Origin of the sequence: Neisseria sp. P0014.S002 (assembly GCF_051958295.1) — a bacterium.
GTDB classification, from domain to species: domain Bacteria; phylum Pseudomonadota; class Gammaproteobacteria; order Burkholderiales; family Neisseriaceae; genus Neisseria; species Neisseria flavescens_B.
The window spans coordinates 56,399-80,548 of the sequence record NZ_JBQCVO010000001.1 but is presented as its reverse complement, the minus strand read 5'-3'; the positions used below and the strand labels follow the sequence as shown (position 1 = coordinate 80,548).

Below are 24,150 nucleotides of genomic sequence, written 5' to 3'. Positions count from 1 at the left end.
GGGACCAGCCGCCTTCAGGCGGCTGTGTGTTGAAACCGATTTATCCGCCGTTTTATTTTTAAATCCGTTTCCAGCCGCCTTCAGGCGGCTGTGTGTTGAAACCTACACCATCAAGGGCGCACCGCTTGGGCAGATTCCCAGCCGCCTTCAGGCGGCTGTGTGTTGAAACACAATAAACTTGCTTTCAGGCGTTCCGTTTTTCGGCCAGCCGCCTTCAGGCGGCTGTGTGTTGAAACCCTGCTCCTGTCGAGGCTTGGATTCACGGTTTTCCAGCCGCCTTCAGGCGGCTGTGTGTTGAAACTTACTTAGCGATTATCGCCGATAACGGCGCGCTTACCAGCCGCCTTCAGGCGGCTGTGTGTTGAAACTCTCTTGTTTTTCATTATAGATGTTAATGATTTTCCAGCCGCCTTCAGGCGGCTGTGTGTTGAAACTTCCCCAAACGTCGAATTTATCGAACTGGACAAACCCAGCCGCCTTCAGGCGGCTGTGTGTTGAAACATCAATCCTGAAACTGGCGCAACTTGGTCGGGCACCAGCCGCCTTCAGGCGGCTGTGTGTTGAAACGTATCGTAGCTTGTTATATAAGATGTAGGATAGTCCAGCCGCCTTCAGGCGGCTGTGTGTTGAAACCAATAGGGGGCATATATAACACCCTCCACTCAACCAGCCGCCTTCAGGCGGCTGTGTGTTGAAACACGCGCTTTAATAATTTACTAGTAAAAATTTTACCCAGCCGCCTTCAGGCGGCTGTGTGTTGAAACCTTATGTGTACCGCCCTGTCCGACAGGGCGGTGTGGCCAGCCGCCTTCAGGCGGCTGTGTGTTGAAACTGATATTGGTTTGGAAGAAACCGTTTTCCGTTCTGCCAGCCGCCTTCAGGCGGCTGTGTGTTGAAACCGTGTAGGGTAAGCTCAAACGGTCGTAGATTTGCCAGCCGCCTTCAGGCGGCTGTGTGTTGAAACAATAGTTCCAGTCATACCCATTCCAGCTTCTGGACCAGCCGCCTTCAGGCGGCTGTGTGTTGAAACTTCGTAATCATCAAAATCGGACAGGTCGTACCATCCAGCCGCCTTCAGGCGGCTGTGTGTTGAAACCAATGGACAATATTATATTCAGCAATATCGCGTATCCAGCCGCCTTCAGGCGGCTGTGTGTTGAAACAGTAACGATCACGGATTTGGAGTTGTCTGAATTGCCAGCCGCCTTCAGGCGGCTGTGTGTTGAAACTATTGGTTAATGTCGGTATAGTCAATTTCCGCGTCCAGCCGCCTTCAGGCGGCTGTGTGTTGAAACAGCATAGGCCATCACGATTTGTCGGTCGAGTCCAGCCAGCCGCCTTCAGGCGGCTGTGTGTTGAAACCCCTGTCTGTCCTCAGAATTACGGCATATAAGCCCCCAGCCGCCTTCAGGCGGCTGTGTGTTGAAACATTAAACAACAGATCATTATTCAAGCTTACCCATCAGCCGCCTTCAGGCGGCTGTGTGTTGAAACTGTTTCAGGAAAGGCTTCAGCACCATATTCAAATCCAGCCGCCTTCAGGCGGCTGTGTGTTGAAACCGTTCGCGCTGCTAATTATGTGGCGGCTTATACCCAGCCGCCTTCAGGCGGCTGTGTGTTGAAACCTTGACATGCTGTCCGTCGGTGTGACTGACGGCGCCAGCCGCCTTCAGGCGGCTGTGTGTTGAAACTGACCCTGTTGCTATGTACAACAATAGCAATGTCCCAGCCGCCTTCAGGCGGCTGTGTGTTGAAACCTCATCATATGCCTATATGATTGGCGCGGAAGCTCCCAGCCGCCTTCAGGCGGCTGTGTGTTGAAACAAGACTGGAAAGGGAATAGGGGAATCGTCAGGTCCAGCCGCCTTCAGGCGGCTGTGTGTTGAAACTAATATTGCTTTAGGTTCGGCGGCGTTGGCCGGTGCCAGCCGCCTTCAGGCGGCTGTGTGTTGAAACCGCGTCCGCTTCACGTCTGACACAGTGGATTTTGCCAGCCGCCTTCAGGCGGCTGTGTGTTGAAACTTCATTGTGCCTAACCAGTTCCAAGCGTTCGAGTTCCAGCCGCCTTCAGGCGGCTGTGTGTTGAAACAAGAATATATTTAACCCATTTGAGTGAGTTACTCACCAGCCGCCTTCAGGCGGCTGTGTGTTGAAACTTTATGACGTCCATCCTTTGACGGATTTGCCCACCACCAGCCGCCTTCAGGCGGCTGTGTGTTGAAACTGCGGGTTATCACTGGACAGCATTGCATCCGCACCCAGCCGCCTTCAGGCGGCTGTGTGTTGAAACGTCACCAGTGGCTACGAAGCGGCCGATGTTGTTTTTCCAGCCGCCTTCAGGCGGCTGTGTGTTGAAACTGCTGCGGATTTGCCGCAAAAACCAAACTCAAATCCAGCCGCCTTCAGGCGGCTGTGTGTTGAAACGTCGCTTTATTGGGCGGCGAAGACTACGCCTTTGCCAGCCGCCTTCAGGCGGCTGTGTGTTGAAACGCTCTTGTATCGCGCCGTTCACGCGGCCGACCAAGCCAGCCGCCTTCAGGCGGCTGTGTGTTGAAACATATAAAATGGGGTTTATATAAAATGGCTTTTATCCAGCCGCCTTCAGGCGGCTGTGTGTTGAAACTCTCAAAGGCGCAAAGGGCGATAAAGGCGAGCCCCAGCCGCCTTCAGGCGGCTGTGTGTTGAAACAGCACCGGCACGCGCGTTGTCGAGTTTGCTAGTGGCCAGCCGCCTTCAGGCGGCTGTGTGTTGAAACCAGCGTGTCGAATATAAGCTGGCGTTTGTCAAATCCAGCCGCCTTCAGGCGGCTGTGTGTTGAAACGGAATAAATAAAACAAGGATAAAGTAAAATAAGTCCAGCCGCCTTCAGGCGGCTGTGTGTTGAAACATCCAACAGTTAAGCAAAGCCAAGCAACATTCAACCAGCCGCCTTCAGGCGGCTGTGTGTTGAAACTGTAATAGTTCACGGCTTCAACGTCTTCTGCTTTTCCAGCCGCCTTCAGGCGGCTGTGTGTTGAAACATGAAAACCAATGAGAAACCTGTCCATATTGTTGACCAGCCGCCTTCAGGCGGCTGTGTGTTGAAACAGTGAGTAACCTATCATTATCCTAAGGACAGAACCAGCCGCCTTCAGGCGGCTGTGTGTTGAAACGATTGTGGTGTCGATAAACTCTTCGAACGCGGAACCAGCCGCCTTCAGGCGGCTGTGTGTTGAAACTGGTTGTTGTTTTGGGCGGTTTTGGTGGGAATGACCAGCCGCCTTCAGGCGGCTGTGTGTTGAAACGATGCGATGTACTTATCGCATTCGCGGATTTGGTCCAGCCACCTTCAGGCGGCTGTGTGTTGAAACAACGGTAATCATTACGACATGCCGCTACTTATGTACCCAGCCGCCTTCAGGCGGCTGTGTGTTGAAACATGAATGACAACATTATCTCCTGTTTCGTCCGTTCCAGCCGCCTTCAGGCGGCTGTGTGTTGAAACTGTATCAGTTCAAAAAATACGTTTTGTGTGTTTTCCAGCCGCCTTCAGGCGGCTGTGTGTTGAAACAGGCAATCTAGCACCAATATGTTTACTAATGTATCCAGCCGCCTTCAGGCGGCTGTGTGTTGAAACAGATTGTTTCAAAATTGGGTGCATCTTATTTAAACCAGCCGCCTTCAGGCGGCTGTGTGTTGAAACCGCATTGTTGAGCGTCAGATGTTGCACGGCAATGCCAGCCGCCTTCAGGCGGCTGTGTGTTGAAACTTATTATGTAATAGCAAATCATGTCATTAAATCCCCAGCCGCCTTCAGGCGGCTGTGTGTTGAAACTGGCTCATTCTTCGGCCTATCTACCGAGAGAAACCCAGCCGCCTTCAGGCGGCTGTGTGTTGAAACTCTCCGAAATTTAAACAGGCTGTAAAGGATACAGCCAGCCGCCTTCAGGCGGCTGTGTGTTGAAACAATCATCATGTCTGCCTCTTTTTTACAGGCTGCACCAGCCGCCTTCAGGCGGCTGTGTGTTGAAACCAATAGGGGGGGATATATAACGCCGTCCTTATCCGCCAGCCGCCTTCAGGCGGCTGTGTGTTGAAACAATATCAGAATCATCAATGTCTTTGTATTCAAATCCAGCCGCCTTCAGGCGGCTGTGTGTTGAAACGCGGATAACAGACGGTTTATTTATCAAATGCCGTCCAGCCGCCTTCAGGCGGCTGTGTGTTGAAACCATTTTTTAGTATCTCCGTAGTTTCGCCTGTCGGCCAGCCGCCTTCAGGCGGCTGTGTGTTGAAACTCATTATGCAACGGTTGCACGAGAAAGACTTGGCCCAGCCGCCTTCAGGCGGCTGTGTGTTGAAACATTGCGTGGGCGATGGGGCGCGTGCCTGATTGTGCCAGCCGCCTTCAGGCGGCTGTGTGTTGAAACTCAGATTGAGTTACTGCGCCTTGAGATTCAATCAACCAGCCGCCTTCAGGCGGCTGTGTGTTGAAACTTAATATCATGCAGCGAGTAGATGCGAACCCCTCAGCCGCCTTCAGGCGGCTGTGTGTTGAAACTAAGCTATCCGACCGACTGAACCTGTTGACAGGACCCAGCCGCCTTCAGGCGGCTGTGTGTTGAAACTACATGATGAGTATGCTGTGGATTCAGCTTTGGGCCAGCCGCCTTCAGGCGGCTGTGTGTTGAAACATCTCTCGAGTTGGTCAAAATGAACCACTAGACAGCCAGCCGCCTTCAGGCGGCTGTGTGTTGAAACTTCCTCTAAGCTTAAAACTTCAACCGAAAGAACGCCAGCCGCCTTCAGGCGGCTGTGTGTTGAAACCATGATTTCATTAGGTGTGACTTTATGGTCTAATAGCCAGCCGCCTTCAGGCGGCTGTGTGTTGAAACCGTTTTCAGACGGCTGACTTCCGCCTGTTTTTTCCCAGCCGCCTTCAGGCGGCTGTGTGTTGAAATTTTACCAACTTTGGCTGTCAAATTGTCTATTCACCTCAGCCGCCTTTGGGTGGCTGTATGTTCAAATATTGCCTAAGCAGGCTACTTTTCTTTTGATCCTTCACTTTCTGGGGCTTTAGTGAAAGCAGTAGAGGATATTAGAAGCAAGTTATAAAGGTTAATCCATAGCAATGCCGTTTGAAAAAGTTTCAGACGGCATTATTTCTATTTGCATATTAAATTTAATATCATATTATCATTGCATGATATCAGTCTGAATTTTTTAGAATTTCAACATGAAACCCCTAAGTTACTACGTCCATTCCGTGCAAGATAAACTTGGTAATCTCTTACCTTACGAACTCTGGCAAACCTTGCAAAGCCATTCGGTCAATGTTGGTGAAATGGCGGCGGAGTTTACTCAGGTATTTGGTGCGCAGGAAATTGCCTGTCAGACGGGACAGCTTCATGACTTAGGGAAATATTCGGAACCATTTGACCGCCGATTACATGGTGGCCCTTCAGTTGATCATGCTACCGCCGGAGCGAAAATTGCAAAAAAACGCTTGCTTTAGAGTGGAGGTCAAAGTATAACCTGTTGTTATCTTACTTAGGCTAGATAACTTTAATTAATGAATTAAAAGGCAAAATTAATGGAAAATAAACAAACCAATTCAACCATCAAATCTCGTGCTGCGGTAGCATTCGCTCCAAATCAACCCTTACAAATTGTGGAAATCGATGTAGAAATGCCCCGCAAAGGCGAAGTGTTAATCCGCAATACCCACACGGGTGTGTGCCATACTGATGCATTTACGTTATCAGGAAGCGATCCTGAAGGCGTATTCCCTGTGGTGCTTGGACATGAAGGTGCGGGTGTGGTCGTTGCTGTGGGCGAAGGTGTGTCAAGCGTAAAACCGGGTGATCACGTCATTCCTCTTTATACCGCTGAATGTGGCGAATGTGAGTTTTGTCGTTCGGGTAAAACCAACTTATGTGTCTCAGTGCGTGATACACAAGGTAAAGGCTTAATGCCGGACGGCACAACGCGTTTTTCTTATCAAGGTCAGCCGATCTATCACTATATGGGCTGTTCGACTTTCAGTGAATACTCTGTTGTTGCAGAAGTTTCACTGGCAAAAATCAACCCGGAAGCCAATCATGAACAAGTATGCTTACTCGGCTGCGGCGTTACCACAGGTATTGGTGCGGTACATAACACAGCAAAAGTACAAGAAGGCGACTCTGTTGCCGTGTTTGGCTTGGGGGCTATTGGTTTAGCTGTCGTGCAAGGTGCGCGTCAAGCCAAAGCGGGTCGCATTATTGCTATTGATACCAATCCTTCAAAATTTGAGCTGGCGAAACAGTTTGGTGCAACTGACTGTTTGAACCCGAACGATTACGATAAACCGATCAAAGATGTGTTGTTAGACATCAATAAATGGGGCATTGATCACACCTTTGAATGTATCGGCAACGTAAACGTAATGCGTCAGGCATTAGAAAGTGCACACCGTGGTTGGGGACAATCCATTATCATCGGCGTAGCAGGTGCAGGCCAAGAAATTTCAACTCGTCCGTTCCAGTTGGTAACAGGTCGTGTTTGGAAAGGCACGGCATTTGGTGGTGTGAAAGGCCGCTCTGAACTTCCGAAAATGGTGGAAGACTCGATGAAAGGCGACATCGAGTTAGAACCATTTGTGACCCACACAATGACACTTGATCAAATCAATGAAGCCTTTGAGTTAATGCATGAAGGTAAATCGATCCGCGCTGTTATTCATTACTAAGGTACGCGATGAAACTGATTGAACAACATCAAATTTTTGGTGGTTCGCAACAAGTTTGGGAACATCATGCCCAAACGCTTCAATGCGAAATGAAATTTGCCGTCTATTTGCCGGATAATCAGGAGAATCGACCGCTTGGTGTGATTTATTGGCTTTCCGGCTTGACTTGCACTGAACAAAATTTCATTACCAAATCAGGTTTTCAGCGTTATGCGGCAGAACATCAAGTGATTGTGGTTGCACCTGATACCAGCCCTCGCGGAGAGCAAGTGCCGAACGATGCTGCTTACGATTTAGGGCAGGGTGCGGGCTTTTATCTGAATGCGACCGAGCAGCCTTGGGCGACGAATTATCAAATGTATGATTATATTTTGAACGAGTTGCCTGGTCTGATTGAGGAAAAATTTCTTACCAATGGTAAACGTTCCATTATGGGGCATTCAATGGGCGGACACGGCGCATTGGTATTGGCACTGCGAAACCGGAAACGTTATCAAAGTGTTTCTGCCTTTTCGCCTATTTTGTCGCCAAGCCTTGTGCCTTGGGGAGAAAAAGCCTTTTCTGCCTATTTAGGAAAAGATCGCGAAAAATGGCAGCAATATGATGCGAACTCGCTCATTCAACAAGGCTATAAAGTACAAGGTATGCGCATTGATCAGGGCTTGGAAGATGAGTTTTTGGCAACACAATTGCGTACCGAAGATTTTATCGAAACCTGTCGTGCGGCAAATCAACCGGCCGATGTGCGCTTCCATAAAGGCTACGATCATAGCTATTACTTCATTGCCAGTTTTATTGGTGAGCATATTGCCTATCATGCGGCATTTTTGAAGTAAGTCGAAGAAGTGATTTGTGAATCGACCAAACGTTGGTATGAACATTAATTTTTCATATTAACGAAAGTAAAAGGCATCAATCTGATGCCTTTTATTTTTATAAATAATAATAAAAGTACTATTAAAATAAGCTACTTCCTAGAATCAGCATGAGGAGGCCTTTGCAAAACCTCCTTGCTCACTCTACTTAAATATCTCCCCATTCCAATCCAAATCGCTGTAAATATTTCCTCAATCGGTCGCTGTCATTGACTTTTGCCCTTTCTGTTCGGGAGACGTTGAACAATGCACGGCCGGCAGCAGCCATGTTGGGATGTTTACGGCATTCGTCGATAACGTGTTGCAGTTGTAGTTTGTCGAACAAATCCAATGTGTCCCAATCGACTTTATCGGGGTAGTCTTGTGTTTTTTCAGACGGCCTTTTATGTAGGAGGCTGTCTGAAAAGGGTTCTTCCGACCATAGCCATTTGAGGCGTTCGATTTCGGCTTGGACTTGTTCTACCTGTATTCTGCCTTGCGGCGCGAGTGTGGCCAGGCGCATGATGCTGGCGGCGAGGTCGCGGAAATTACCGCGCCATGGTGCTTGGTTGGAGTGGGCGAAGTCGAGGTAGGCGGCCAGGGCTTCTTTGTTGAAGCGGGTGGTTCGGCCGAGTTCTTGCGAGGCTAGGGCAAGCTGGTGTTCGACGTTGGGTTCGATGTCTTCGCGACGGTTGGCGAGTGCAGGTAGTGGGTAATTCCAGATGTTGATACGGGCGAACAGGTCTTCTCGGAAGCGTCCGGCGCGAATTTCGTGGCGTAAGTCGCGGTTGGTGCCGGCGATGAGTTGGAAGTCGCTTTTGACTTCGCTGTCGCTGCCAACGGGATAAAAGTGTTTCTCTTCAATGGCTTTGAGTAACATGGCTTGTTCGTCCAAGCCCAATTCTCCAATTTCGTCTAAAAACAATACGCCGCCGTCGGCAGTTTTTAGATAGCCTTCACGTTTTTCTGCGGCGCCGGTAAAGGCGCCTTTTTTGTGGCCGAACAGGGCAGATGCTGCGCCGTCGCCGCGAAGGGTGGCGCAGTTTACATCGACAAATGTGCCTTTAATCAGATGGCGCGCTTTTTTCAACTCAAAAATCCTGCGTGCCAACATAGATTTGCCTGCGCCTGTCGGGCCGGAAAGCAGAATGGGGGAAGGGGAATTGAGTGCGACCTGTTCGATTTCGGCAATCATGCGGTTGAAAGCGGCGTTTTGGGTTGAGATGCCGCTTTTGAGGTAGAGCACTGCGTCATCGCGTACGGCGGCAAGGCGTTCTGCCAGTACGTCGTAACGAGCCAAGTCTAAATCGATGATTTCATAATTGCCAACATCGCCTGAAATCATGCTGCGTCTTTGATTTTTCGGTGGCGCAGTCTGGAGCAACACCCCCGGAATTTGACGCGATTCTACCAATAAGAACAGGCAGATTTGGGCAACGTGTGTACCTGTGGTGATGTGGGTGAGATAGATTTCTTCTTCAATATTAAATGTATAGCCTGCTGCCCAGTCGTGCAGCTTGGTGTAAACCTCGGAGAAGTCCCACGGGTTTGCCAGCTCCATAGATACGAGATTGACGACTGTGTGCGGCGATACTTGCTGAATATCGGCTTTTACATGATCTGCCAGTTCGCGGTATTTCTCCGCATAAAACAGCTCCATGCGGTCAAGATGAAAATCTTGACGCTGATTCATGGCGACATTCGGCCGCCATTTCAACCAACGCTCTTGATTGAAACCTTTATCCAGCACTGTACCGAGAAAGCTGATGGCGACTTGTTTTTTGTTACTCATCTTTTATTCCGTTTATTCTGTTCGAGTCTTAGACAGCCTTGTATTCAAGCTGCCCTCTTCATGTTTGAGATAGCCTGAAAAACTCTTCTTACTCAGGCGGTATCACTAACATAGGAATAACAAGCGTCCATTTTTCCAGCTTTTTAGTGCCGATTTTTTCTGGAATGCGTTGGCGAAATGATTCTCCGACTTCGTCTAAATAACGTACTCTGAAAGTATTGGCATAGGCGGTAGTTTTTGCCGGCAACGGTGGTAATTTGACGGTACGGGCAACTTCAATATCATCAGAAAGGAAAATATATCTGCCATCCTCCGTCCGTCTCATTTCCAATGGATCGTCTTTTTTCAGCTTCGCAGCAGCAAACAGGCGTTGCCTCACAGTTTCGACATTGTTGTGACAAACGATGAAGTCGATATCCAAATCACTCTTGCTGTCGGTTTCTCCCTCGACTGCCGTGTTTCGATAAGCCGCCAAATGTCTGTATTCGGTATTCAAATCAGGTAATTCAGTAAAGATTTGAGCCACTATTTCAATATCATCAGGTAGCTTTGCTATCCAAGGATGCTCTGGGGTAGTTTGCAGTAGAGTCAATGTTTCTATGGCACGAGTCATAGCGACGTAATAAAGCCTCTGTTCGGCTTCGTCAGCTCTCTGCCAACCTCCATCTAAAATGAAGACGTGCTTAAACTCCAATCCTTTGACTGCATGTGCCGTGCCTAGAAATATACCTTCCGAACGGGTTTCATTTTCATCACCTACATACTCGTAGAGCCAGCTTTTCAGAAAGGCGGACGAATATCGGTTAACAGTGCCACTACCGTTTTCAGACGACCCGCTGTCTTCTATGGGCAACGCTTTGATTTCTGTCTCACGACTCTCTGCAAGGTTATCCGACTTTTCAGGTAGCTTTTCATCTTGCAGTGGATATTCGTTTAAGAAATCAGTTTGTAATTGCCTAAACCAAACGCACCAACTACCACCACTTTTTTTCATTTGTTCACTAATAAGTTCTGAAAAAGCTTGTGATGTAAAGCCTTCGGTTTGTTTTTCAACGCCATCAATCAGGCGGACAAACTCACGGGTGTGGCGCAATTTGATTTTGCTGCTTTTGTCGGCACTCAAAAAATAAGGTATGCCGTTTTGTTCACACCATGCCTGCAGAGGTTTGAGACTGGCATTATGACGGGATAAAACTGCAATCTCATTCCATGCGACTGTACCCAAGGTTTTCAGACGACCTATTTCAGTGATAACAGCTTGTCCCTGTATGTTGCTGCTGCTACCGAACGGCAGGCTGATGTGGCGCACACGCCCCTGCCGTATGCTGTCTGTTGCAGCCCATACGCCACCGTTGGGCTGTGTTTGACGTTCAGGGTTGATAACAATCGGATGCAGTGTTTTCAGACGACCTGTCAGACCGTTTATCACGCTGTTGGCAGCGCTGATGATGTGCTGCGTACTGCGGTAGTTGTAGGTCAAATAGTCGGGTTGGGCAACGTCGTAGTCTTTTTGGAAACGGTGTATGTACTCGTTGCTCGTGCCATTGAAGGCGTAGATGTTTTGGTCATCGTCACCGACTGCCAGAATCGTCAGCTTGTCTTCTTCAGCCCGCTTCCTACCCGCAAGCGCAGAAACAAGCCGGTAGTGTTCTTCACTGATGTCTTGGTATTCATCTACCAGAATATAGCGGAAGCCTGCCATGATACGTTCGCGTGTTTCATCGTTACCATCATCGTTTTCAAGGTCGTCTGAAAGCATAGCGGCAGCCTGCCTGCACCATTCTTTAAATTGACTTTTGCCGTATTCTCGGTTGTTGCCGTCAAAGCGCACACCCAAAAGCCGCATTGCCATACCGTCATAAGTCATAACCGTAACGGCAGCAGCAAGAGGGCCGACCAGTCCGAACAGGCGACGCTTGACCTCCTGCGCCGCCAAACGGTTGAAAGTCAATACAATGATGGCGGATGCGGGAACATGTTGCACCCGTAAAAGGTAGGCAACACGGTGTACAATAACTCGCGTTTTTCCTGAACCCGGTCCGGCAAGAATAAGACGGTTGCTGCCACTTTGGTCGGTAACAACGGCTTTCTGCATCTCATTCAGCCCATCTGTAATTTCGCGCAGGGTTTGTGGCGATGCAGGCTCGTCCAATTCTTTCAGACGACCTTTAAACCATTTATTTTTAAAATTCTTTTCTTCCAAGCCAAAGTAATCACGCACCAAATTCAACCCTTCAGTAAGATTTTTCAGTGCGCGAAGGGCATATTCCTGCATCACATGGATTTGAAAGCGTTTTTCGCCGTAAAAAACGGAAAGCGGTTTATAGTCCTCCGCGAGATACTGGCGTTTAGCTGAGAGTGCTTTTGGATTGGGTGTGATAGTCATGGCATGTCTCAGAATGGTCATGCCGTGGTTGAGTTTGATAATGCCTTGTTTGTGCATAAACAGCAGTGTCTGCCTGAGTAGAAGCTCGCGACGGTCAGCCGGGATTTGTACCGATAATACCAAATCATCGGCAAGCTGCTGCACCAATTCACCCATACGGGTTTCAACCATTACGTCTTTCTGACGCACTCCATTGGTTTTTGCCATCAGGAATGGTAAAAGGCACAGACCGATATTACGGCGAAGTTCGGCATTGTTTTGTAGGTTTTCCCAACTGTCGCTTTTGGGATTCTTGAAACGTACTTTCAAAAGGTTGTTGCCAACATCACGGATTTGGAAACTTCCACTGCTGTTTGTTCGTTCTGCTGCTTTATCATCGGCAAGCGACTGCATCAGAAGTTTGATTTCAGCAGGATTGGTTTCTAAACCTACCTCATGCATTTGGTGGCAGACAGCGCTCAATGAGAGGTTTTGCCAAATACCTTGATCTGCTTCTGGAATTTCGTTTTTTAAAATCTGCCAGAGTTTTTCCTCACAGGCAATAACTTGTGCCAGACGTTTGTCGGCAGGCTTTATGTTATCGGTACGCAAAATGACGGTCATATGCGTATCGTTGGTAAGGATACCCAATTCCTCCAGCTTTTTTAGATGACCTCGCAATTCGGTGAAACTACATGCTGTTGCCTGCACCAAATCATCGGTACTCAAAGGCGCGTCCTCTGGCGCTTTAAACACAATTTCGGCAATGGTTTGGTAAATTTCCGAGATACGCTTGCTGAACTTGTTTTTTTCAATAATCGCTAGTGCCTCATCTAGATTCAGACGACCTGAACGTGCGGGGAAAATACGGGTTTGATTTTCCTTACGCTCCAATAAGTCTGCACGTTCCAACCATGCCAATACGGTTTTGACTTTGGTATCTGCCTGTCTATCATCGCTGTCAAAACTCATGTACTCCTCGGTGTCGCGCAAAATTTCGCCACCTGTTGCCACGATTTCACCGCAATGGTCTTTGCCGTATGCCGCCTGATTCAGCCAACCAACTTTCTTCCACACTGATTTCAAATCGCGCAATTCGATTTGCGACATTTTGCTGATGGAAAACTGTGTGTCCACGTCTTTGCCGTCATACAGCAACACGCATTTTGCCTCTGCCTGATCACGCCCTGCTCTGCCCGCTTCCTGCAAATAATTTTCCAGCGAGCCGGTGATTTCAGCGTGAATAACCAAGCGTACGTCAGGTTTATTCACGCCCATACCAAAGGCGTTGGTGGCGACAATAATGCGCAAACTACCGCCAATAAACTGGTTTTGAATATCGGCTTTTTCGTTGTTCCCCAAGCCTGCATGGAAATGCTCACATGCCCAGCCTTGTTCTTTCAGGTAAGCCGAATAGGTTTCCGCACTTTTCCGCCGTCCGACAAATACCACGGCTCCACCGCTTTGATGATCAAGTTCACGATGCAACAGCTCGTTGATTTTTTGTTTTTTAAGGCCATCTGAAATCTCCAGCACATCGTAAAACAGATTGTCGCGCTCGTTGTCACCAATAAATTGGCGGAATTCAATACCAGCCTCTTCACGGAAATGGTTAGTGATGTCGGCGAGGACATCGGGTTTGGCAGTAGCAGTAAAACAACTTACCGGAGCCACCGTACCGTTATTTTTGCTGTGTTCAGCGATAAATTTGACTGCGTATAGATAGTCTGGACGGAAGTCGTGTCCCCATTTCGACAGGCAATGTGCCTCATCGAATACCCAGCCGTTGATTTGGCGTTGCGAAATAGCGTTAATAAAACTGGTGTTGCGGAACTGTTCAGGCGCGACAAACAAAATGCCGATATCGCCCAAAGCTATTTTGTCTAAAATTTGGGCGCGTTCAACCACCTCAACCAAGCCGTTAAGCATAGCAGCGCAGGTAGCTCCTTTTTTCTCCAAACCGTCCAACTGATCTTTCATCAGCGATTGCAAAGGTGAAACAACTATTGTCAAGCCTCCGTTGCGGTAGTAGCGGTTGAGCGCTGGCAACTGATAACACAAGGATTTGCCGCCGCCCGTGGGCAGCACCGCCAGCGTATGCAACCCCTTCATACCTGATTGCACCACAGCACGTTGTCCACCATCAAATCCTTTCACATCGCGAAAAGTCGGTAGTTTGAAATAACGCTGTAACTGCGCCTCAGGATTGAGCGTATCCTGACAATAACGGCATTCCGTACTACCGCAATCATGGTCGCGCAATTCGGCAATCAGCCGAGCCGTATCGGGAAACTGGTGCCTCACCCACGGAGCTAACACAGAATTACCACCAGAGACATTTAACCAAGATAAGGCATAGCCGAGGGAAGAATATATGGAAGGATTGCGGATGTCAGTTTTCATTAACTCCAAAAAACGTGTGCGGCAGACTTTCAGACGACCTTGATCATTGTTGTCCTGCATCATCAACCAAATAGTGTCGATCAGTTTCTTGACATCCGGCGATGTATCACGCTTTGGAATCATAATGTCGTCTGAAAGACGATACGGCAGGGGTATATCAGACAGGGCTGTCCACAGCGCAAACTCCTCGGGCTTTTCGGCTTTGATTTTTCCAAAAGCCGTGCATTGGTCTTGAAAAAGCTGCCAGCAAGCGTGACAGTCGGCAAGTGGGGAATTAATTTCAGAAGAGATGATTTTATGGTTTTTGATTAGTCGGTGATACGGATTTTGCGGAAATGCCAAAGGCGAGAGCCACAGCGTATCGATAACAGGCACTTTAAGCCATGCGGCTTCGGGCACTACGGCCTTCAAATATTTCAAATCGTGCCCGAGGATGTTATGCCCCATCAGCCACTTTAATCCACTGGTCAGATGAGCCATTTCACACAAGGCGGTATGAAACCCCTTTTCTTCACGAAAAGCTTTTTCAAAAAACAAACCTGAGTCGGGGCGGAATGCACCGATTTTGAACGGCTTATCGGTTTTTGGATCGACTTCCAAATCAATGATAAGAACAGCGGGGATTTGTCCTCTTGTAGCAGTATTCATTTTTAGACGACCTCTAAACAATTTAAACAATTCTTTCCAGGACAAATGTGCCGTAATCATCGCCCAACGGCAGCTCGAAATCTGTATGCAGGATTTGGCGTTTTACTTGTACGGTTTCGTCAGTTTTCGGATTAAAACCTTCTTTTAAGGCCGTCTGAAAATACACACCGAAGCCATGTTTCTGCCACGCAGGCAGTTCGTTGAAATTGATATTGTTTTCAAATAACAAATCGTGCTTTTGCACGCGTTTCAGGCCGCTGACGGCATCTGTAGCGCGGGACACGCTTTCTCCTTTCTTGCGCAGCATCCAATAGCAGTGGGCGTTGAGCGCGTTGCGGTATGAGTCTTCGTGCCGCCAACGGAAATAATCAACCACCAGTTTTTCGTTCGGTAAAACGCAAACTCTGGCATCAAAAGCGGCGGGCCGCCCGTGTGCCACAGAAAAGGCGGCGCTGGCCTCACCAGCCAATACCGAAATGATTTTGCGCGTTTTGCGTTTGAACGTATCGTCATCTCGACGCAGCAATAGTGAAATTTCATCGCTTTCCGAATAGCCGTATGCCACATTGAAGCCACATTTCATTAAATGACGGACGGTGTGTGCCATCAGATCGCGGAAACGAATGTCGAACGGGGCTTCAAACTGCCAAATTTCCTTGGTTAGTCGTGTAAAACCGCGCCCGTCTAAGCGTACAACAATAAAATTTTCCTGTGGCACGCAAAAATCATAAGCGGTTTCGTATTGTCGCAATCGTTTGTCCAAATCATCGAATCTCATCATATATCCTTATATATCTTATTTTCTATATAACTATCTATAAATATATTTTTAGTATTCTACGCTTCTTACCAATAAAAGCTACTCTAAAATTTATTTTCTTTATATTCAAATGATTAAAAATTATTTTTATAAAAATTTTATTCTTGGCACGCTGTTGGCTATGTTGTGAATGTAACGATACAGCAGATGCTTCGGGAAATACAGTTACCGGAGAAAAATTTTCCGTAAATTTAGTTGCTGTGTGGTTACAGGGCGAATGCCAACAAGACTACATTTGGTTTAACAGGTTCGAATCCTGTCTCGTCTGATAGACGTTGAACGTCTTGTTTATTTAGTCGCCCACCCTTTTCCAATATGGCAGGCAAATGCCTAGGGAAACTACAACATGGATACCCTTGTGTCGCAGGTTCGAGTCCTGTCTCTGTTATCCAAAATAACAGAGTAGCTCAGCTGGTAGAGCGAAGGCATGTTTCCCTTAAAAACTTGTTGCGTGCCATATTATTTTTACGGCAGCAGGCGGATGCCTGAAGAGAGTACATTAACTTATCACGTTAAAACCGTTTCTCTTCATGTTTATCCGCTACGCTGCCCACATTTGAGGCCGTCTGAAATATTCGGACGAGCTGATATAAAAACTGTTTTCGGTACAGACGGCAAATGCCGAAGGAATTACAGCCTGCTAAGCGCGAGGTCGCGGGTTCGAATCCCGTCTCTGCCGCCAACTATGGCAGAGTAGCTCAGAGGATAGAGCGCGTAAAAATTTCTTCACTCTTCGTTGCCAGATGTGCCGCCCCTTATGGGCGAATGCCATTAGGATTACATTCCTTTTCTGCTAAAACCTGAATGATCCTAATAAAACTAGTCGCCCTACGGCAGTAGGCGGATGCCCGGAAGAGAATACATTAGCTTTCAGTTAAAACTGCTTCTCTTCATCTTTAGCCGCCACACTGCCACCCATTCAAGGCCGTCTGAAAAACAAAGCTAAAACAAGTTCAGACGGCCTCAAACCAACAATATGAAAGAAAATGAAAATGGCTAATACTAACTTGTTTCAATCTATTAAAAACCGTTTGACTAAAACCGATACCCATAATGAAGCCGGCGGCATCGCCTACACGCTGACGCCCAAACAACGGCTGGCACAGCTTGCGGCTACCGGTTGTCTGAACAATACCTACTATGCCGATGCACAAAGTCAGCTTGACCAAGTGTTGAAATTGGCAGAAAGCCTGGATGCCGAGTTTATCGCCAAAACTGCCGTATATGCCCGTCAAAAAGGTTTTATGAAAGATATGCCTGCGCTGTTGCTTGCCGTGTTGGCGCAAAAAGATGTGAACATGCTCGCCCGCGTATTCGACCAAGTAGTGGACAACGGTAAAATGTTGCGTAACTTCGCACAAATTATCCGCAGCGGCGCAGTCGGTAGAAAATCCTTCGGCAACCGTCCAAAAAAACTGATGCAGACTTGGCTTTTGACCGCCACTGAAAAACAACTGTTGAACGCCGCTATCGGCAATTCGCCGTCGCTGGCGGACGTGGTCAAAATGGTGCATCCCAAACCGCGTGAAGCATGGCGCGCCGCATGGTTTGCGTGGCTCATTGGCAAACCGTACGACCGCGAAGCATTGCCGCCCATTACCCGCGCTTTTGAAGACTACAAACAAAGCCGAGAAGGCGAATTGCCCAACGTTCCCTTCCAAATGCTCACTGCTTTAGACTTGAACAGCGGCGACTGGGCGCAAATCGCCCGCAACGGCTCATGGCAGCAGGTTCGTCAAAACCTGAACACTTTCCTGCGCCACGAAGTATTTGAGAAAAGTAAAAACATCAAAATGGTGGCAGAAAAATTGCGTGACGAAACCGCCATTACCCGCGCCCGCGTGCTGCCTTATCAGTTGCTGACTGCTTATCAGGTAACATCTGAACAGATGCCGTTTGAAATCCGCGAAGCCCTGCAAGATGCGATGGAAACCGCCGTACAAAACGTACCGGCAATCCAAGGCAAAGTCGTGGTTTGCCCGGACGTCTCCGGCTCCATGCACAGCCCGGCTACCGGCTATCGCGGCAGCGCGACCACCAAAACCCGCTGCATCGACATTGCCGCGCTCGTGTCCGCCGCCATGTTGCGTACCAATCCGCAAGCCCGCGTGATACCGTTTGAACAAATCACGGTAAACGTGAAGCTCAACCCGCGCGACAGCATCATGACCAATGCCGAAAAACTCGCCAATGTCGGTGGCGGAGGAACGGCTTGCAGCGCACCGCTTGCTATGTTGAACCGTGAAAAAGCTGACGTGGATTTGGTCGTTATCGTATCAGACAACGAAAGTTGGGCAGATGACAGCCAACGATGGGGTGGCAAAACCAGTCTGATGAAAGAATGGGACATCCTGAAAAAACGCTGTCCCGAAGCCAAACTCGTTTGCCTGGATATTCAGCCTTACACTACGGCTCAAGCACGAAACCGTCAGGATATCTTGAACATCGGCGGCTTCTCCGACCAAGTATTCTCCCTGATTGGTTCCTTTGCCGAACGAGGTATGGGTACAGATTTCTGGGTAGATGAGATTGAGAAAACGCCGTTGGCAGCTGTAAACTGAAGCTAAGGCCGTCTGAAAAAAGTAGAAATATATTTCAGACGGCCTATTTATTCAGGCAAGCTAAGAAAAAGAATAAGGAAACAAAATGCAAAAATTTATCTTAATCCGCGGTCATCAAGGTTCGGGAAAATCGACTTTTGCCGAACAAAAAGCTGCCAAATTTAAAGCGCAATATCCGGATGCGGAAGTTGTCCGTATTGAAAACGATTTGTTCATTACCGATGAATACGGTAAATATCGTTGGTCGGGAGAAGCGGTGGATAAGGCGCTGAAGCGCGGTAATGCCTTGATGACCGAAACTTTGAGACTTGGACGTCAAAATCCGAATCGAAATATTCTGATCATTAATTCCAATACCAACCAAAAAGCTTCGCGTTGCCGTCATTTATTGGATCAGGCGGAGAAAAGCGGTTTTAAAACAGAGGTCTATCGACTGCACAATTTCTATCCCAACCTACACGGCGTAAAAGAGCATGACGTGTTGGCGGCGTATATCAAGTTGAACCAAAACCGAGTGGCAAACGAAATCCACATCGAGGCCGTGCAGCCGGCAAATGCGGAACAGTTAGAAAAAATCGAACAGATGCAGGCTATCGAGCATAAGCCGCTGGTGTTTGATGAGGCGCAGCAAACCTTTGTGACCGATCACTATCTGCAACACGGCAGCCGTAACTTTACTGCCAAAGCATCCAAGCGTTATCCCGAATTACGCGTGTTGAAATACGCACGCAGCGTGTTCTATAACAACCGATTTGATGATGCTTTGCTGGAAATGCGCGGTTTGATTATCGACGCGCATAATCGAATCATCGTGCGCCCGTTTAAAAAAGTATTCAATTATTCGGAACGTATTGCCAAAGGCAGCCGCTATCCGATCAGAATCAGCGACGAGAGATTGGTGGACGCAGTGGTGAAAGTAAACGGCTTCCTCGGCTGCTGCACTTTCGTCTCGCTTTCAGACGGCCATCCGTCCCATGGCGCGACATTTGACGGCAAAGTGCTGTATTCGACTACAGGTTCGCTTGATAGCGCGTTTGCCGACATGACCGCCGCACACTGCGCGCAGTACGAAACCCTGTTCCGCGCTTATCCAAACCACACTTTTTTGTTTGAAATCACAGATGCGAAAGACGTTCACATCATCCGTGAAGAATTGGGCGAAACCTTAATCGGCTGCATTGACGTGGCTACCGGCCGTCAGTTTAGTGAAGCCGAATTGGACGAAATCGGCAAACAATACGGCGTCCACCGTCCTGAAACGCTGAAAAACATCACATTCGGCGAGCTGAAAGGCCGTCTGAAAAACGTGGAACACGAAGGCTTCATGGTGTTTGATGCCCAAACCGGCGAAATGCTGTTCAAACTCAAATCGCCGTATTACCTAATTTCCAAGTTTTTAGGACGAAGCAACGAGGGTAACATCGGACGCAAGCTCGACAAACGCCATGTTGATGAAGAATTTTATCCTTTAATCGATTACATCCACGAGCATCAGGAAGCGTTCAACGCTATGCCGGAATTGGATAAAATCGCGTTCATTCAGGCGTTTTTGAGACAGTTGTAAGGCCGTCTGAAAATATATGGAGCAACACGTATTTATTTTCCGCGCTCGTACGCTTCGATTTCGCCGACTTTAGGCGCATAGCCGCTGCTTGTGTCGTGGCGCAAATCCAACCAGATATCGACCAATGCCCAAGCGGCCGGGGCGGCAATCACGTTTTGCCCCATACATAAAACCTGAGCATCATAGTTTTCCACCGAGCCGCGGAGCGTGAGCAAATCGTGCGCCGTTGCCGCCCGTATGCCGCGCACTTTATTGGCGGCGATTGCCGTGCCCACGCCGGTACCGCAAATCAACAGCGCACGGTCGGCGCGTCCTGCGACGACTTCTTCGGCTGCGGCAAACGAGAGTTGCGGATAGCTTCCTTCAGGCGAGGATAAATCGACCAAGCTGCTGACGCGCGTGTCGTTTTGCAGATGCGCTTTGAGCGCGTCTTTCAATATTGCGCCGTTGGCCGGCGCGGCAATAACCAAACGCATAAAAACTCCTTGAAGCATACAATAAACATTATTCAGCATACGCCCGCGCGTGATACGATTCAAGCTTGCAACGCAGAAAGCACGGCATGAGCAAAACCTACTTCACATCAGACCTACATTTCTCACATAAAAACATCGCCAAATTCTGCCCGCAATTTCGACCGTTCGATAACGTGGAGCAGATGGATGAATTTTTAATCCGGACATGGAATGAAACCGTTACGTCTGAAGATACGGTGTACAACTTGGGCGATTTTTCCTTTGCCAAAGACCATAAGCAGATAGAGCGCGTTTTGTCGCGTTTGAACGGGCAACATCACTTGATTTACGGCAATCATGATCATGTGATTCGGCTGCATGCCGATTTTTTCCGCAGCCAGACCAAGCATGACGGCCATCCGCTGCTGTCGTCCATACGGCCGTATTTGAAACTCAAATTGCCGGAAATTAAGAATACGCTGGTTCTCTTTCACTATCCGATTCAGGAATGGGACGGCTGCTATCAGGGCTGGTATCACTTGTACGGCCATTTGCATGACAGGGTGGCGGAAATCAAAGGGCGTGCTTTAAATGTCGGATTTGATTTGCACGGCTGCTTTTTGACGGCGCAAGACGTCGATAGGTTTTTATGTGATTTGCCTAAAATTTCGTATTTTGGCGAAGTAGGTTTGAAAGCCAATTCACCGGAAGAAGCGGCAGAGCTGGTATCTCGGAAACTGGCGCAGTTAAATCAGGTATAATTTCAGACGGCCTTTGCGGATTTCCGGCAAAGGCCGTCTGAATATCAATTTCCCATTTTTGAGTGATACATGGAAAACCTTTTGGCTTACTTACTACAAAAAATCAGCCTCCCCAATCAATCCGGCAAGGACAAGTCATGAGCGGTAAGCCTTTGAAGTATCCCGTTTCCGCTTTGGTTGTTTTGCATGATAAAGACGGCAATATCCTGTTGATTGAACGCACGGCACCTCAAGGTTTTTGGCAGTCGGTTACCGGCAGCTTGGAAGAGGGCGAGAGCATCGAAGAAACCGCATGGCGCGAAGTGTGGGAAGAAACCGGTATCCGCCTTTCAGACGGCCAGCTGGAAAATTGGCATGACAGCACCGTTTATGAAATCTATCATCACTGGCGCCATCGCTATCCCAAAGGCGTTTTTGAAAACCGCGAACACATCTTCTCAGCCCAAATTCCGCGAGATACGCCCATTGTTCTGCAACCGGACGAACACGTTGCTTACGGCTGGTTTGGTGCGGAAGAAGCTGCGGAAAAAGTGTTTTCCCCTTCCAATAAACGCGCAATTTTAGAACTGGTCAAAAGGCTGAATGCCAAAAAGGCCGTCTGAATACGACAGTTTCACATTTTCAGACGGCCTTGGGTTTGCTATACTTTCGCCGTTTGACTCTCTTTAAAATCAAAGGAAACCATCATGGCAGACTTCAATAAAATCCTGACCCCGGGCGACGTGGACGGCGGCATCATCAACGTTGTCAACGAAATCCCCGCGGGCAGCAATCACAAAATCGAATGGAACCGCAAACTGGCCGCGTTCCAACTCGACCGTGTTGAACCGGCAATTTTCTCCAAACCGACCAACTACGGCTTCATTCCGCAAACTTTGGACGAAGACGGCGACGAATTGGACGTATTGCTGGTTACCGAGCAGCCTTTGGCAACCGGTATTTTCCTGGAAGCACGCGTTATCGGTGTGATGAAATTCGTTGACGATGGCGAAGTGGACGACAAAATCGTCTGTGTTCCAGCCGACGACCGCAACAACGGCAACGCCTACAAAACTTTGGCCGATTTGCCGCAACAACTGATCAAACAAATCGAGTTTCACTTCAACCACTACAAAGACCTAAAAAAAGCAGGTACCACTAAAGTTGAATCTTGGGGCGATGTAGAAGAAGCGAAACAAGTCATCAAAGAATCTATCGAACGTTGGAACAAACAAGCCTAATCGGTTTGTCCCGTTCAATATCAAGGCCGTCTGAAAGCAAAGTTCAGACGGCCTTTTTATGTTTCCAACCAATATAACAAAATCGTCTTTAAAACAAACAAACCATTCTTTCTCATTTTCAGACGGTCTCATTAAAGTAACGCCTATATCAAAAATAAGGAGTGCTTCAATGACTGCTACCACAACCGACCCACGAGCCAAGCTGCCTGAAACGCCTTTATCCGGCAACGAAGCCTTGAAAGAGCGCAGCGATTATCTGCACGGTACGATTAAGGAAGAGTTGAAAGACGATTTTACCGGCGGCTTTACCGCCGACAACTTTCAGCTTATCCGCTTCCACGGCATGTACGAACAGGACAACCGCGATATTCGTGCCGAGCGTACCGAACAAAAACTTGAGCCCTTAAAAAACATGATGTTGCGTTGCCGTTTGCCCGGCGGCATCATTACGCCGAAGCAGTGGCTGGGTATCGATAAATTTGCCGGTGAAAATACGATTTACGGCTCCATTCGCCTGACCAACCGTCAAACCTTCCAATACCACGGCATTCTGAAAACCGATTTAAAACAGGCACATCAGGCATTGCACAAACTAGGTTTGGATTCCATTGCCACAGCCAGCGATGTCAACCGTAATGTGTTGTGTACCAGCAATCCGGTGCAAAGCACGTTGCACCAAGAAGCCTATGAATGGGCGGCGCGCATCAGTATGCACCTTCTGCCGCGCACCATGGCATATGCCGATGTGTGGCTGGACGGCGAAAAAGTGTTCACGACCGAGCCGACCGAGCCGCGCAATAAAGAAATTGCCGATGAGGTTGAGCCGATTTTGGGTAAAACCTATTTGCCGCGCAAATTCAAAACTGCCGTCGTGATTCCGCCCGATAACGATGTGGACATTCATTCCAACGATTTGGGTTTTGTGGCGATTGCAGAAAATGGCAAGTTGGTGGGCTTCAATGTATTGGTCGGCGGCGGTTTATCCAGTGAACACGGTAATACCAAAACTTATCCAAACATTTCTTACGAATTTGGTTTCGTACCGCTCGAATACACCCTTAACGCCGCCGAAGCCGTCGTCAGCACCCAGCGCGACTGGGGCAACCGCAGCGACCGCAAAGCAGCGCGTACACGCTATACGCTGCAACGCGTCGGCGTGGATGTGTTCAAAGAAGAAGTCGAAAGACGCATGGGCATTAAGTTTGAACCCATCCGCCCTTACGAATTTACCCATCGCGGCGACCATATCGGCTGGGTACAAGGGCATGAAGGCAACTGGCATTTGACTTTGTTTATTGAAAACGGCCGTCTGCTTGATTATCCCGGCAGACCTTTAAAAACTGGCGTGCGTGAAATTGCCAAAATTCATCGCGGCGACTTCCGTCTGACTGCCAATCAAAATCTGGTGGTTGCCAATGTACCGCCGGAATTAAAAGATACGATTGATAAAATCGCCAAAGAACATGGATTAATCAGCAAATCGATTACCATCCAGCGTGAGAACTCGATGGCCTGCGTTGCCTTGCCGACTTGCCCGTTGGCAATGGCGGAGGCCGAACGTTTCCTGCCGACATTCTCCGATAAAATCGACGCAATGTTCGCCAAATATGGCTTGGAAGACGAATACATCGTTTTGCGCGTAACCGGTTGTCCCAACGGTTGCGGTCGCGCCATGCTGGCGGAAATCGGTTTGGTCGGCAAAGCGGTCGGCCGCTACAACCTTTACGCAGGCGGCAACCGCGAAGGCACACGCATCCCGCGTCTGTTTAAAGAAAACATTACCGAACCTGAAATCCTTGAAATAGTCGAAGGCTGGGTAGCAGATTGGTCTCGAAACCGTTTAGATGATGAAGGTTTTGGCGATTTCGCCATCCGTACCGGCATCGTCAAACCTGTATTGGACGCTCCGCGAGACTTTTGGGCATAACGCATACAAACAGACCTGACAAGTCTGCAATAAGAAAATAGAGAAAAACTAAAGGCCGTCTGAAAATCAGA

At 48.5% G+C, this 24,150-nt stretch carries 12 protein-coding genes, 1 pseudogene and 1 CRISPR repeat array (1 of these 14 running past the window's edge); of the genes and pseudogenes, 9 read left to right on the top strand and 4 right to left on the bottom strand.

The features are described 5' to 3' along the window. Positions 1–4,940: a CRISPR direct-repeat array (repeat unit 32 nt; unit sequence CCAGCCGCCTTCAGGCGGCTGTGTGTTGAAAC); it reaches 261 nt to the left of the window's first position. A gap of 275 nt (positions 4,941–5,215) precedes the next feature. The 3 genes and pseudogenes from ACTHSX_RS00335 to fghA all read left to right on the top strand — a co-directional run. Continuing rightward, positions 5,216–5,485: pseudogene (locus tag ACTHSX_RS00335) on the top strand (CRISPR-associated endonuclease Cas3''); the annotation flags it as partial. 87 nt (positions 5,486–5,572) lie between these two features. Next, entirely contained in the window at positions 5,573–6,709 is a 1,137-nt protein-coding gene (locus ACTHSX_RS00330; RefSeq protein ID WP_063076866.1) for an S-(hydroxymethyl)glutathione dehydrogenase/class III alcohol dehydrogenase, read from the top strand. Positions 6,710–6,717: 8 nt separating this feature from the next. Continuing rightward, positions 6,718–7,545 (top strand): S-formylglutathione hydrolase, encoded by an 828-nt coding sequence (gene fghA, locus ACTHSX_RS00325; RefSeq protein WP_440376638.1) that lies wholly within the window; start codon positions 6,718–6,720, stop codon positions 7,543–7,545. 187 nt (positions 7,546–7,732) lie between these two features. On the opposite strand, the gene rtcR is transcribed toward fghA, so the two are convergent. From rtcR to ACTHSX_RS00310, 3 genes are all read right to left on the bottom strand, one after another. Then, the gene (gene rtcR / locus ACTHSX_RS00320) at positions 7,733–9,355 is read right to left on the bottom strand and encodes an RNA repair transcriptional activator RtcR (protein WP_440376639.1); all 1,623 of its coding nucleotides are present in this window, start codon (positions 9,353–9,355) and stop codon (positions 7,733–7,735) included. An 88-nt stretch (positions 9,356–9,443) separates the two neighbouring features. Next, entirely contained in the window at positions 9,444–14,771 is a 5,328-nt protein-coding gene (locus tag ACTHSX_RS00315; RefSeq protein WP_440376640.1) for a RecQ family ATP-dependent DNA helicase, read from the bottom strand. A gap of 22 nt (positions 14,772–14,793) precedes the next feature. Then, complete coding sequence (locus ACTHSX_RS00310) at positions 14,794–15,549, bottom strand: tRNA(His) guanylyltransferase Thg1 family protein (RefSeq protein WP_440376690.1); 756 nt, start codon at positions 15,547–15,549, stop codon at positions 14,794–14,796. A gap of 1,028 nt (positions 15,550–16,577) precedes the next feature. Between ACTHSX_RS00310 and ACTHSX_RS00305 the strand changes: the two genes are divergently transcribed. Then, on the top strand, positions 16,578–18,152 hold the full coding sequence (locus tag ACTHSX_RS00305) for a vWA domain-containing protein (RefSeq protein ID WP_440376641.1): 1,575 nt from the start codon (positions 16,578–16,580) through the stop codon (positions 18,150–18,152). 85 nt (positions 18,153–18,237) lie between these two features. After that, positions 18,238–19,716 (top strand): RNA ligase, encoded by a 1,479-nt coding sequence (locus ACTHSX_RS00300; RefSeq protein WP_440376642.1) that lies wholly within the window; start codon positions 18,238–18,240, stop codon positions 19,714–19,716. A gap of 32 nt (positions 19,717–19,748) precedes the next feature. On the opposite strand, the gene ACTHSX_RS00295 is transcribed toward ACTHSX_RS00300, so the two are convergent. After that, positions 19,749–20,192 carry an RpiB/LacA/LacB family sugar-phosphate isomerase gene (locus tag ACTHSX_RS00295; protein ID WP_440376643.1) on the bottom strand — a complete coding sequence of 148 codons (444 nt, stop codon included), beginning with the start codon at positions 20,190–20,192 and terminating at the stop codon, positions 19,749–19,751. A gap of 86 nt (positions 20,193–20,278) precedes the next feature. Between ACTHSX_RS00295 and ACTHSX_RS00290 the strand changes: the two genes are divergently transcribed. From ACTHSX_RS00290 to cysI, 4 genes are all read left to right on the top strand, one after another. After that, positions 20,279–20,932 carry a phosphoesterase gene (locus tag ACTHSX_RS00290; RefSeq protein ID WP_440376644.1) on the top strand — a complete coding sequence of 218 codons (654 nt, stop codon included), beginning with the start codon at positions 20,279–20,281 and terminating at the stop codon, positions 20,930–20,932. A gap of 137 nt (positions 20,933–21,069) precedes the next feature. Further along, positions 21,070–21,534: a dihydroneopterin triphosphate diphosphatase gene (gene nudB / locus ACTHSX_RS00285; protein ID WP_440376645.1), complete on the top strand. Its 465-nt coding sequence runs from the start codon at positions 21,070–21,072 to the stop codon at positions 21,532–21,534. An 84-nt stretch (positions 21,535–21,618) separates the two neighbouring features. Next, positions 21,619–22,152: an inorganic diphosphatase gene (locus tag ACTHSX_RS00280; protein ID WP_440365120.1), complete on the top strand. Its 534-nt coding sequence runs from the start codon at positions 21,619–21,621 to the stop codon at positions 22,150–22,152. 169 nt (positions 22,153–22,321) lie between these two features. Next, a complete protein-coding gene (gene cysI / locus ACTHSX_RS00275) occupies positions 22,322–24,079 on the top strand; it encodes an assimilatory sulfite reductase (NADPH) hemoprotein subunit (protein ID WP_440376646.1) in 1,758 nt (585 codons plus the stop codon). Positions 24,080–24,150: the final 71 nt, after the last annotated feature.